Source organism: Propionigenium maris DSM 9537 (assembly GCF_027925155.1).
Lineage (GTDB): Bacteria > Fusobacteriota > Fusobacteriia > Fusobacteriales > Fusobacteriaceae > Propionigenium > Propionigenium maris.
Genome location: NZ_BSDY01000010.1, coordinates 1 through 12041, shown reverse-complemented (window position 1 = coordinate 12041; position 12041 = coordinate 1). Strand labels below are relative to the sequence as shown.

General features: G+C 37.7%; 18 protein-coding genes. 4 read left to right on the top strand and 14 right to left on the bottom strand.

What is annotated here, in order from left to right:
- Positions 1 to 46: 46 nt before the first annotated feature.
- From QMG11_RS20050 to QMG11_RS11295, 5 genes are all read right to left on the bottom strand, one after another.
- Positions 47 to 469, bottom strand: coding sequence for a sodium:calcium antiporter (locus QMG11_RS20050; RefSeq protein ID WP_373877231.1), 423 nt, complete (start codon positions 467 to 469; stop codon positions 47 to 49).
- A 179-nt stretch (positions 470 to 648) separates the two neighbouring features.
- A complete protein-coding gene (locus QMG11_RS11310) occupies positions 649 to 1635 on the bottom strand; it encodes a YdcF family protein (RefSeq protein WP_281836069.1) in 987 nt (328 codons plus the stop codon).
- A gap of 135 nt (positions 1636 to 1770) precedes the next feature.
- On the bottom strand, positions 1771 to 4107 hold the full coding sequence (locus tag QMG11_RS11305) for an aminotransferase class I/II-fold pyridoxal phosphate-dependent enzyme (RefSeq protein WP_281836067.1): 2337 nt from the start codon (positions 4105 to 4107) through the stop codon (positions 1771 to 1773).
- Between the two features lie 83 nt (positions 4108 to 4190).
- Positions 4191 to 4676, bottom strand: coding sequence for a hypothetical protein (locus QMG11_RS11300; RefSeq protein ID WP_281836066.1), 486 nt, complete (start codon positions 4674 to 4676; stop codon positions 4191 to 4193).
- Between the two features lie 193 nt (positions 4677 to 4869).
- Positions 4870 to 5139, bottom strand: a complete 270-nt coding sequence (locus tag QMG11_RS11295; RefSeq protein WP_281836065.1) for a hypothetical protein — start codon at positions 5137 to 5139, stop codon at positions 4870 to 4872.
- Between the two features lie 415 nt (positions 5140 to 5554).
- Between QMG11_RS11295 and QMG11_RS11290 the strand changes: the two genes are divergently transcribed.
- From QMG11_RS11290 to QMG11_RS11275, 4 genes are all read left to right on the top strand, one after another.
- A complete protein-coding gene (locus QMG11_RS11290; RefSeq protein ID WP_281836064.1) occupies positions 5555 to 5746 on the top strand; it encodes a hypothetical protein in 192 nt (63 codons plus the stop codon).
- A gap of 261 nt (positions 5747 to 6007) precedes the next feature.
- Positions 6008 to 6268, top strand: a complete 261-nt coding sequence (locus QMG11_RS11285; RefSeq protein ID WP_281836062.1) for a co-chaperone GroES — start codon at positions 6008 to 6010, stop codon at positions 6266 to 6268.
- A 16-nt stretch (positions 6269 to 6284) separates the two neighbouring features.
- Positions 6285 to 7904: a chaperonin GroEL gene (gene groL / locus QMG11_RS11280; RefSeq protein ID WP_281836060.1), complete on the top strand. Its 1620-nt coding sequence runs from the start codon at positions 6285 to 6287 to the stop codon at positions 7902 to 7904.
- Between the two features lie 122 nt (positions 7905 to 8026).
- The gene (locus QMG11_RS11275) at positions 8027 to 8458 is read left to right on the top strand and encodes an Hsp20/alpha crystallin family protein (RefSeq protein ID WP_281836058.1); all 432 of its coding nucleotides are present in this window, start codon (positions 8027 to 8029) and stop codon (positions 8456 to 8458) included.
- Between the two features lie 297 nt (positions 8459 to 8755).
- Here the strand turns inward: QMG11_RS11275 and QMG11_RS11270 are convergent, their stop codons facing one another.
- The 9 genes from QMG11_RS11270 to QMG11_RS11230 all read right to left on the bottom strand — a co-directional run bounded on the left by QMG11_RS11270 (position 8756) and on the right by QMG11_RS11230 (position 11512).
- Positions 8756 to 8935, bottom strand: coding sequence for a hypothetical protein (locus tag QMG11_RS11270; protein WP_281836057.1), 180 nt, complete (start codon positions 8933 to 8935; stop codon positions 8756 to 8758).
- The gene (locus QMG11_RS11265) at positions 8932 to 9123 is read right to left on the bottom strand and encodes a hypothetical protein (protein ID WP_281836055.1); all 192 of its coding nucleotides are present in this window, start codon (positions 9121 to 9123) and stop codon (positions 8932 to 8934) included. The genes QMG11_RS11270 and QMG11_RS11265 overlap by 4 nt, the downstream gene beginning before the upstream one ends.
- A gap of 10 nt (positions 9124 to 9133) precedes the next feature.
- On the bottom strand, positions 9134 to 9637 hold the full coding sequence (locus QMG11_RS11260; protein WP_281836051.1) for a hypothetical protein: 504 nt from the start codon (positions 9635 to 9637) through the stop codon (positions 9134 to 9136).
- Between the two features lie 8 nt (positions 9638 to 9645).
- Positions 9646 to 9798 carry a hypothetical protein gene (locus QMG11_RS11255; RefSeq protein WP_281836049.1) on the bottom strand — a complete coding sequence of 51 codons (153 nt, stop codon included), beginning with the start codon at positions 9796 to 9798 and terminating at the stop codon, positions 9646 to 9648.
- A gap of 307 nt (positions 9799 to 10105) precedes the next feature.
- Entirely contained in the window at positions 10106 to 10354 is a 249-nt protein-coding gene (locus QMG11_RS11250) for a hypothetical protein (protein WP_281836047.1), read from the bottom strand.
- The gene (locus QMG11_RS11245; RefSeq protein ID WP_281836046.1) at positions 10317 to 10526 is read right to left on the bottom strand and encodes a hypothetical protein; all 210 of its coding nucleotides are present in this window, start codon (positions 10524 to 10526) and stop codon (positions 10317 to 10319) included. Before QMG11_RS11245 ends, QMG11_RS11250 begins: the two co-directional genes overlap by 38 nt.
- On the bottom strand, positions 10526 to 10897 hold the full coding sequence (locus tag QMG11_RS11240; protein WP_281836044.1) for a hypothetical protein: 372 nt from the start codon (positions 10895 to 10897) through the stop codon (positions 10526 to 10528). The genes QMG11_RS11245 and QMG11_RS11240 overlap by 1 nt, the downstream gene beginning before the upstream one ends.
- Before the next feature lie 172 nt (positions 10898 to 11069).
- Positions 11070 to 11372 carry a hypothetical protein gene (locus QMG11_RS11235; RefSeq protein WP_281836043.1) on the bottom strand — a complete coding sequence of 101 codons (303 nt, stop codon included), beginning with the start codon at positions 11370 to 11372 and terminating at the stop codon, positions 11070 to 11072.
- Positions 11373 to 11386: 14 nt separating this feature from the next.
- Complete coding sequence (locus tag QMG11_RS11230) at positions 11387 to 11512, bottom strand: hypothetical protein (protein ID WP_281836041.1); 126 nt, start codon at positions 11510 to 11512, stop codon at positions 11387 to 11389.
- Between the last annotated feature and the right edge of the window lie 529 nt (positions 11513 to 12041).

The following is a 12041-nucleotide window of genomic DNA, read 5'->3' as shown; positions in this document are numbered from 1 at the left end:
TAGGTAATCAAAACCTAATTGTATGTAGCGAAATTAAATACAATTATCAGTCTATAAGGTGTATTAGGTATACAATGTAGCTAGTAATTAGAACAAAACCCTCCCACCTTTCAATTTTTCTCCACCTTCCCGTAAATACAAATAAAAACAGGATAAAGCTTAGAAACAAACTAAAAAGTATATCTGAATTTACACCTTCCCTTAGGGGGATCGGCTGAATAACCGCAGACAAGCCAAGTATGAAAAGTATATCAAAGATATTAGAGCCGGTGACATTTCCAATGGCTATATCTGGATTTTGGTTTATGGAACTGAATATGTTTACAATTAATTCAGGAGAAGATGTACCGAAGGCCACTATTGTAAGACCGATTACTATATTAGGGATATTAAATTTGTTAGCCAAAGATGAAGAGCCATCTACAAGAAAATTTGCTCCGCAGATTAGCGGAATAAATCCAAACAACATAATAAATAAATAAATAAATAAATAAATAAATAAATAAATAAATAAATAAATAAATCTAGCATCTTTCCTTCTCCGTGGAATACTCCTAAGTCAGCTAAATATATTTCAAAAATTTATGAAACGTTAAACTAAATTTTTCAAATAAAAGTTTTCCATAAAAGTCTGGTTTTAAATCTCTGCTACCCCTCCTCTAAAGTAAGAATTTTTTCAAGGACATGCCTGTATTTTCTAAGTATGTCATACCTGTTGCTGTATATGCTGTCATAAAGAAAAAGTTCATAGAAGATAGAAGTTTCATCCCCTGTGTTCTCCCCTAAATTTATAAAAAATTTATTGGAACGGTAAAGAGCCCTTATCTCATGTTCTGCAATAGTCTTTCTTATATTTTCTATATCACACTCTTCTCCCAGGTTCTCTATGAGTTTTCTATGACCTTCATTCATACCCACATCGCAATATCCACTAAAGTTCTCTTGTGTAAGGTGATAGGGGTGTCCAGTTACCAAGATTTTGAAATCATTTCCAAAGATATTACGAAATAGAGCCCTAGCCCTTACTGCATGGAAGGGAGAGGTAACAACTAGTATATCTCTAATATCTTCTAACTCCTTCCTAGACCTGAGAAGAAGCTTTGAAAATAAAGCATTTCCCACTGTATCCATAGAATCTTCTTCTAGGATGAGTCTGTCTCCATCAAATGAGTAATTATTAATAAGTTTTCTGGCCATTATACTCGCTTCACTTCCATCCAGTTCAAACCCACCGCCAGATAGAAGTACTTTTGCATTGGAATATATCTTGGATATTTCCCCTATCCTATCTATCCTTTCATCAAGGAGCCCCAAGGAATTATTGCAACCGAGTCCTATTATTATATCTGGATTAAAATTTTCAGGTTCTCCTCCTATATACCTATTATGCTTGAAATAATTGATATAAAACTCAATTATTCTTTCCTTTAGATTTAAAAGCATCTCCATTAGTTGCTTAATTTGATCCTTGTTTTCCGACACCCTCTTAAGCTTCTCCAGCCATGAGCTCTCTTTAAATATGTATTCAAACTGATTGTCCAGTATTCCTGCATCAAGCTGTTCATGAAAGGTATCCTGAGTATAATTGTCATAAAGTGTCTTAATTTTCTTAAATCGTCCCCTATAGTTCTTCATCCTTTACACCCCCTAACTCCCCTTCCTTCAGAATAATTTTTAATCATGTAACCTCCCCAATATTTGCAAATATATTTTTTATCAGCTATATATTTATCAATATTTTCAATAGAGCAAATACCTCATTAACTGCTTTTATATTCCATTTAGAAAGTCTATGAGCTCTTTTGCAAAGTCCACACTTATTCCGTCTTTATCTGTAAGGGGATTGAGCTCCATCAAATCTACGGAGGTTATCTTGTAATATTCAAAGAGAGCAGAAAAAATTTCTAATATCTCCTCCTTATTAAATCCTCCCTCTACAGGAACACTCACTCCTGGAGAATATTGTGGATCTACAGAGTCAAGGTCAAAACTTATATGCAGTTCCTCTACCTGTAAAATCTCCCTTGCCTTTTCTAAGGAAGCCTCCAAGCCCTGCTCACGGATTTCATTGTAGGTAATTACATTGACATTATTCGCTTCTATAAACTTCTGTTCTCCAGGGTCCAGATCCCTGGCTCCAAAGAGCAAGACCTTTTCTGGTTTCAGAAACTTTCCTTTATTCAAACGAGTAAGCTTTGTATCTCCATGTCCCATAAGAGCCGCAAGAACCATCCCGTGGATATTTCCGCTTGGACTTGTTTCTGTGGTATTGAGATCTCCGTGGGCATCTATCCAGATTACCCCTGCATCCTTTTCTGCAAGGACCCCTGAAACACTTCCCAGGGATATAGAGTGATCTCCTCCAATTACGATAGGTCTGTATCCATCTGAAACCAATTCTCTCACCCTCTGAGAAACAACCTTCCCGGTAGCAGTTACTGAATTTATAAATTTTCGTTTAATGTCAAGGAGGTCCTCCTCTTCACGCAAAGGATTTATAACCTCTATGGTGTTCTTGAGTTCAGGATATTCACCGAAGAGGTAGTCTATGGCAAACTCTGGACCTGTAACAGCTGCTCCTAGATTAAAGGGGACCCCCAGGATAAAATTCTGCATCTTCTCTACATGGATGTAAACTGCATTTTCTTCTTCGATGACATTTATATTTTCAATATTTGCATCCTCTAAACCCTGTACACTCAAACCGGCATTCTTTAAGTCTTCTACATAATCGATTATCTCCTCAGATATCCTCTCCCCAGGGCATATTATCGGTATCCCTGGAGGATACGCCATTATAAACTCTCCACTTATGTTACCTATGGCATCCTTTAGGTGTTTTCTTGTCTTCCTACTAAAAAAAGATTCTCTGGGGATCTGTACCATCTCTGGAATCTCAGGCATATCCTTAAAAGCTGGAATATCTTCTCGATGTTTCATTTCAGCTGAAATATTCTTTATGGCAGATATAACACTGGCGATACTCTCATCTGTATCCCCGTAGGTGGTAACTAAAAGTACATTATAAAAGTCTGAAAGCTCCACCTGGATATTATATCTATCCACCAAAATCCTTTCCAATTGATATCCTGTATAGCCAAGCTCACGGGCACTTATAGTTACCTTGGTAGGATCGAAGGAGTATCTCCCTCTTCCATCAAGGACCTCTCTGCCAAAAGATTTGAAGCCGCTAACTTTATTTATCTCTTCCCTGAGGTAGTCTGCTCTTTCAATTGATTTTTGGATGAGATCCCTTCCCTCCAGTGCTATCTGCTTTCTGGCGCAGTCCAAGGAAGCCAGCAGTATATATGAGGGTGAGGTAGTCTGTAAAAGGCTCAGTACCTGTCTTACCCTGCTACCACTGATCCTGTCTCCCTGTATGTGAAGGATAGATCCCTGGGTCATTGCCCCTATTATCTTGTGGGTACTCTGGGCACAGGCATCTGCTCCAGCTTCCATAGCTGAAACGGGAAGCTTTTCTGAGAACTTTAAATGAGGTCCGTGTGCCTCGTCTACGAGAAGGGGAATATCATAATCATGAACTACTTTTACTATCTTACGCAGATCCGTTGCCACGCCGTAATAGGTGGGATTTATTATGAGGACTGCTGAGGCATCTGGGTTTTCCCTCAGAGTCTTTTCAACTGTCTCTGGAGCTATCCCATGGGCTATCCCGTTCTCCATATCTATCTCTGGTTCCATATATACCGGCTGAGCTCCGCTGAGAATAACGCTTGCATTTACCGATTTATGTGTATTTCTGGGGACAAGTATCTTGTCTCCAGCTTTTACCACAGACATTATCATGGCTTGAATCCCTCCAGATGTTCCGTTAACACAAAAGAAGCTTTCCTTTGCGCCATAGGCATCTGCAGCCAGCTCCAAAGCCCTCTTTATATGAGTTTTTGGGTTGTGAAGACCATCTACCATCTCGAAGATGGTAACGTCTATTTTAAATGGATTTGCCCCCATAAATTCATAAAATTCCTTTTCTATACCAGCCCCCTGCTTATGTCCCGGCACATGGAAGGGAATTACATTTCTTGCTACATACACATCCTTCAATACACTGAAAATAGGAGTTTCTTTTTGATTCAGTCGATACATTGACTCACCTCACATAAAAAAATCATAGATATTTTAGTCCTAATACTCATATTAGATTTATATCAAAACAATATTTTGAAAAATTACTTTTTATCAGGCTTATAAATTTTAGCCAATTCCATAAGTTCATTATATTTATTTTGATCATAAACTGTATTTTCAGCTAGATTTTTTGCTAATTTTACTGTTTTTTCAATCAAAAGCTCTATATCGTTTGTTTTTTCTAGTTCTTCAGCTGTAGAACCGCTTATTTCAAGAAAATATTTGAAAAGATTAACTACAATTTCATAAATTTCATTATCTTCTTGAGAAATCCATACATTTTGGTAGTAATCATAGATATTTTTTAAATTTAATGCCTTTCCTTCTAAAAGTTTTCCATCTAGAATTAAAGGGAATGAATCACTAAGAAAATCATTTAGATCCGAATCAGATGGATTGCTCATTCCAACTGAGAAATTATCTTGAAAATAGATCCCCTTTTCTATAGCTAAACTATTAACTTCATTCCAAGTCTTATATCTTCCCATGGACATTTCAGCAATAAATTTATCATCAAATTTAATCATAGGTAGCTCCTCCAAATTTTAAATGAATATTGCATATTAACTCTCTGGTTACTTTGTCAAAAAAATCAATAGAAGGGTAGAAAATATTTAACCTAAACAGAGAGATCCATAAAATTCCTTTGATAAAATATATAGTTCTTATAAAGCTCAGAGAATATATAATCTTCAAAAAAATATTTATCCTCTGCTGAAACTATTTATCCTTATACATCTCTTCCACTTTTCCTATAAGGGCGGTGAGGTAATCATCTAAAACACTTAATTCCTCCGGACTTACCTTTATAAATGCTTTTAGGTAGTCAGTGAACTCTTCCACCTCCTCCTGGGAGATCTCATCAGGAATAGAAGCTGTATATATCTTCTGGGCTTTTTCCTCTGTAAAATACCATATGGGCTCCCTATAGTTATCAGGATCCAAGCCCAGCCTTTCAAGTTCCTCATCACTTATCAGTCTGTATGTCATTTTTTACCTGCCTCCTCTCTTTATGAAACTACTATTCTCCTTTTCAATACTTTTATGCTCTATAGTTATTAACCCTACAAAGGTTTATACAGTTTTTTCAAATTAAATCCTACAGAGCTTTCTATATTCGCCATTGTAAAAAAGTGCTCTACTATAAGGTAATTAAGTAGTGTAAAAAACTATATCTTTAAGAGGGAGAGAAAGGAAAGTGCTTTTTAAGTTTGAAAGACATATATAGCTGTAGTAAGGGAGGTGTTTATGAAAAATCTTTATTAGATTTTTATAAAGCAGATAGGAACCTTTTCCTTTGAATATAGCCTGGTAACTCTCAAGAAGTTTGAAGTTAACAGACATCTTGCTACTGCATAATATGTATAAAAGCTCCCACCATATCAATAAGAAATCAGGAGGAAATATGAAGATAATGATTGATGATGACAAGATTATAGAGTTAATACGTTATATGCTACAAAATGACTATGAGATATACAATATATCTGAAATAGAGGAGATGGAAGAAAAGGTTTTGGAGAAGTTTGAAAGTGAAAAGGTTATAGAATTTATATATCAATATATCTCAGAGATTATAAATGTCATAAATGAGTAGTACCTCTTTTTTATTCCTGGAGAAGATTCAAGAAGGGTTTTTCTGGAAGTTGGATGAATTAAGTTTTAATCATTCCCGTCTGGAGGAACTTTTTTTATGTTTTTTTATAGATGCCCTATTATTTCAGGGTTTAGAGGAGGGGATATTATAATTCTTAAGAAAAAAACAAAAAAAACTTGACTTTTTTCAAAAAAAGGTGTATTAAATAATCGTTAGCACTCCATGAGTGTGAGTGCCAATAAAAATTTGAGGAGGTTTTAGATGAACATCAAACCAATAGGAAAAAGACTCCTGGTAAAGCCTTTGAAAATGGAGGAAAAAACTTCTAGTGGGATTATTTTACCAGGTTCTGAAAACAAGACCCTCCCAAATATGGGAGAGGTAGTTGCCTTGGGAGGCATCGATGAAGTTAAGCTAGGTGAAAAAATCATCTACAAAAAGTTCTCAGGAACAGAGGTTATTGATTCTGGAGAAAAATACTTAATTCTTGAAATTGAAGATGTTTTGGCTGTAGCAGAGTAATTGGAGGAGGTAGACAATGGCTAAGATATTAAAATTTAATGAAGAGGCTAGAAAAAAACTGGAGGCAGGGGTAGATACCCTTGCAAATGCTGTAAAGGTTACACTGGGACCTAGGGGAAGAAATGTTGTCCTTGAAAAATCATTTGGGGCTCCCCTTATAACAAATGACGGTGTGTCCATAGCAAAGGAGATTGAATTAGACGATCAGTTTGAAAACATGGGTGCTCAGCTCATAAAAGAAGTGGCTACCAAGGCCAATGATGTGGCTGGAGATGGTACAACTACTGCCACAGTTCTTGCTCAGGCAATAGTCAAGGAAGGCCTTAAGATGGTAAGCTCCGGGGCTAATCCCATGTTTATAAAGAGAGGAATAGAGAAGGCTTCCAAGGAAGCTGTCAAGCACCTTAAAGCCAGAGCTAAAAGAATTGAAGGGAATGAGGAGATAGAACAGGTAGCATCTATCTCAGCTGCAGATGAAGAGATCGGAAAGCTCATTGCCCAGGCAATGGATAAAGTGGGAGAAACAGGAGTTATAACTATAGAGGAAGCTAAATCCCTTGAAACTACCTTAGATGTTGTAGAGGGAATGCAGTTTGATAAAGGATATGTCTCACCTTATATGTCAACGGACATGGAAAGGATGGAAGCAAACCTCGAAAACCCTTACATCCTTATTACCGATAAAAAAATAAGCAGCATGAAAGATATCCTACCTATCTTAGAGGAGACTATGAAATCCTCTAGCCCCCTTCTCATAATAGCAGATGATATAGAGGGAGAGGCTCTCACAACCCTTGTGGTAAACAGGCTGAGAGGAACTTTAAATGTGGTAGCTGTTAAAGCACCGGCCTTTGGAGATAGAAGAAAGGAGATCCTGGAAGATATTGCAATACTCACAGGAGGAGAGGTAGTTTCCGAGGAGAAGGGAATGAAACTGGAGGATACTACTCTTCATAGTCTGGGACAAGCTAAAAAAGTTAAGGTAAGTAAGGACAGCAGTGTTATTGTCGATGGTTCTGGAACTCAGCAGAAGATCGATGAAAGGGTTACACAGATTAAAAAGAGGATGGAGGAATGTAACTCAGATTATGACAGGGAAAAGCTTCAGGAGAGACTTGCTAAGTTAGCAGGGGGAGTGGCCATAATAAAAGTAGGAGCTGCCACAGAAACTGAGATGAAGGAAAAGAAGTTAAGAATTGAAGATGCCTTAAATGCCACAAAAGCTGCAGTAGAGGAGGGAATCGTACCTGGAGGAGGAACAATATTAGTTGAGATTGCTTCAGACATGGAGGAGTTTACTCTTAAAGGTGAAGAAGGAATCGGAGTAGAAATATTGAAGAAAGCTCTTCATACTCCGCTAAAGCAGATCGCTGAAAATGCAGGTTTAAATGGAGGAGTCGCAGTAGAGAAGATAAAGATGCTCCCAGAAGGCTATGGATTCAATGCAGCAAATGAATCCTATGTTGATATGATTGAGGAGGGTATAATCGATCCGGCAAAGGTTACAAGATCAGCAATTCAAAATGCAGCATCAATTTCAGCTTTAATCCTCACAACAGAAGTAGTTGTTGCTGAGAAGAAGGAGAAAAACAGCAATAAAGAGATGCCGCCAATGGGAATGCCCGGAATGATGTAAAAAGCTCATAAGGGATAGCATGTTTTTTAAATAAAATTTGATAGGTTTAGTTAGTTGAAAATTTAACTTTTGAAGATACTGGTTTTATTATCACTGGTTTTATTAAAAAAGGAGTGGTTGATATGACAAATCTAATTAAAAAACATGAAATTTTTAATCCTAGTTTCTTTAGAGATTTCTTTGAAGATGATTTTTTAACAGACAGTTTTTTCCACAGAAGAATAACTCCACCTATTAATATATGGGAAACCGAAGATGGATATTCTGTGGAAGTTTCTACTCCTGGAATTGAGAAGGATAATATAAAGATACAAAGACAGAAAAATATCCTTACAATCTCCTATGAACAAAGTGATAAGAAGGTATATGAGGATAAGAACTATCACAGAAGAGAATTCCAGAGCAGATCCTTCAGTCGAAGCATAAACCTTCCTGAAGATGTTGACATCGATAAAATTACAAGCGTATATACCGATGGAATTCTAACTATATCAGTACCTAAGTTGAAGTCTAAAGTTACCAAAGATGAGGTTATTGATATTGAGATCAAGTAGGTTGTTTTAATTTATTGTTATGATTTTTCATTGCTGAAGGGGAGCCCCTAAAGGGCTCCCTTTTCAATTGTATAAAAGAAAAACAGGTCTATGATCCTTAAACCTTTTTCTTCTCGGAATATTTTCAAATAAAAAACAGGCCTCTAGAGACCTGCTCTAAATAATAATTTTACTGCTACTATCTGCCGGAGTGGAAGGAGTCACCTCTACCTTCTCCTGTTGATAATAAGGTCTGAGACTACCATCCTGTGGTTAAGGCCTACATGAACAATCTCCTCGGCCACATCCCTTACTCCCTCAAGGAACCCCTTTGCTCCCCACTTGGCAGCATTGTAGATGGTTTAATTCTTCTTCCCTGCCAGGGCAGCTGTTGTCACAGGGATAACCAAAATACCGCACTTCACCATCAGGGTTAAGGAACAGCGCCTCACCATCTCTATACTCTATAAACTGCATCTCTCTGTGAATTAATGTCATCCTGCCCTCCTCGCCAATCTGCTGACAGCCCTCAATCCTTTTAGCTCATTCTCTTCCCATGTCCTTCTAAAAACATCCTTCTTTCTGCATTCAGTGCAATCCTCTGGTCTACCCCTCTTTGCATTCAAAACCACACCACAAGTCATACCCCTTTCTCCCTTTAATATTGCTGCAGTTAGATCATCCATAAGCTTCTCCTTAAGTTTTTAAGTATCCTGCCTGAACCAATGCACTCATTAGATGTACTGGAGTGTGTCTCCCTCCTTGCCTTTCTAACCTTGCCACTGGGTTTGACACGCTGCTGCCTCTATAAAGCAGCCAGGTATTGCCATTGTTCCTTAATGTATAAATGTGGTTTGCCTTATTTCCTCCAGTGTAGATCCTCAGTACGCCATTAACCTCTCTTGAATTGTGCAGGGGATTATTTCTGCTTCTGCCCTCATACACTATAGCACCACCTCGGGTCGCTCTTATATTATATTCAGGTCTCCTCCTTCTATCATTTGGATAGAGGTAGTGGATCTTGTTGTCTTCTATTAAAATTGCAAGTTGTTTTTCCGATCTGAAATGCGGGTAGTACCTGGTGCCCTGGGGAGTGTTCCTTGCGTATATCCTCTCCTCTCCCTCTATATCGGTTACCAATAACCTGCTATGAGTGGTTACCCTCAATACAAACACCGCCACTAATATTAATTTCTTCATCTTCCTCCTTAATATTCATAGTGGGGCATTGCCTGTCCCTTGTATCTGAAGTATAGTTGTTTTGTGTCGTTCCTTTGGTACAATCTTCTTTTGATAATTGCACCATCTACACCTTTAAATTTAAGCCATCCTATGGCAAACATAATAACTCTGACCAACAACTCTGTTTGACACCTCACAATTACTACAAACCCACTTAGCTTTGTTATAGTTCATTTCCTCTCTCTTAACTTTTTTGCACATATCTCCACTCCTCCCTAGTAAATTTACGGTGTATTTTATCAGCATTCTTCCAACAATTCCGTTGATAATGTCAATTAAAATAAAATATTTTCAAGAGCCATACAAACTCTCCCAAGCACACAAGGCATCCTTCCAACCGATATAATCCTTAGCTCCTCTTAAGCCATGATCTGATAAGTAAGTGGTTGCAGATTCCTCCTTACTCCCATCTCACTTAAGGACCTTTTATCTTCTTAGATACTTTAAAAACTTCTTATTTGCTTGAATATTATCCAGCATATAGATCACTCCAGTTATAGCTGCTCCTGCCCATCCTATGTAACCATTAAAGTTATCCGACGTTGCCCAGCACAGCAGCGCCATAATAATGACTGCCCACACAATCAAAGGTCCTGTCCTTGTATACCTAAAATCCTGTTCTGTAATATCCTTTCTTCTATCGCTCATTGTCAGTGCGACAAGCAAACCCAGCATTGACTACTACCTCCTCATATAGCTTATAGGAAGCCCAGAAAGCCCCTAGAAACCCTATTGTGATCAAGCCCACCTCTTTATAATTCTCCCCTGCCTCTAAAAATAGAGGAGCTATAGTCAGTACCGCTAATACAACCGATACTGGTTTTATATTCTTCCTGAATTTCTTCATTACAACCTCCTAATTTCATGTCCTGTGTAATAGTTTCTCTGATTAAGATCTATCCTCACTCTATACCTGTCCTTAAGTCCGTTAGGTCTCACACCGTAAGCTATGTTAGTATAGGTAGAAGTATCATCTCCATAAGTTCTAACTGTAGCCCCCGTATTGGACTCAATTCCAAAATCGGTATACATACCCCTTCTATATTTGGTCTCTATAACCAAGTTTATATAATACTCTCCTCTTTGATGGATCTCTGAATAGTTCTTACCTGCCAATGACACCCTCTCCATCCCCTCTGGATTACCTCCCTGGGCTTCTGCTCCCAAATAGATTCCTATCATTAAAACAAATATTAATATCAGCCTAAACTTCCTCACTGTAGGCTCCTTCCCTTATCCTAGTTTTAACCTTAGCAATTTCCAAGCCTAGGTCATAGACATCATTTATCATTACACTGGGGATAACTTGTACACCAGTTGGCTTAGCGTGAAAATCTCTCTTTGAAAACAAGTTGGGACTTGCAGATATTGAATAGGTATATACCCCATCCTAATAGGATTCTAAAACCTTTTCTCTGTAGATATATCCCCCAAGGCCGTCCTCCCAAACCACTACAGATACTCCTTGCAGTTGCGCTACTGGAACTTCCTCGTCAGTGGAAAAGTAAAGCTTATGCTTTTTGAAGCTGCTGTCAGTTGTATCTAGTTTAAGCTTGAAAGAATGAGGATCTTCCTCGTGAAAAAAACTAACCCTATAAAGGTTCTCATCTAATTTACCGATATCTACCTCTTTCCAACTTGCTAGGGCAGCTGTCCCTAAGAGAAATAATAAAGCTAAAAATATTTTTTTCATCCTGTACACCTCCTTTATATTAGATGATGTGCTATTACGAAGATGATTCCTGTGGATATGGCCATCATAATATACTCCTTTAATATAAACCCCTCTGCCTCTACTTCTTTTCCGGCCCTCTTTTTACTCTCTTTACCCATTCTTACTCCTCCTTTTTCTTTCTTTTGTTGTCTTTGGCTATGGTTACAGCCTTTATAGCTTTAATGTCTTTACCCTCAATGCCATTCTCTAGACAATAATTATCCACTTCTTCAGGTTTTTAATCATTGATAATATCAACGTTTTTTTAGAAACTGTATTTTTTATGCCGCTTATTAGAACGTTACTTGAAATAGCAACTCTTTTAACGGTATATTTAAAGGGTGAACTTTTTCTTTGGTTCTGAACTTTTTATCCGATCTCGGTTGTGGCAGATACTTTTTCTAATCCCTCAATGCTTCCTGAGCATGGAATCACCTTTATCCTGTAGCAGTAATTCTGCAGGTCAGCCAGCTTGGGCTTTGAGCTCACCCTATTATGAAGACTGAGATAGGTTACATCCCAATAAAAAGTAGCTGCCTACGGGCAGCTTTTTTTGTACTTGCAAGTTTGATACCATATAGGGATGAGTTCTTTAAATAAACCCTTAAAACAAATTCTTTCAAAATACTTCTTTGATTATTGGAGATA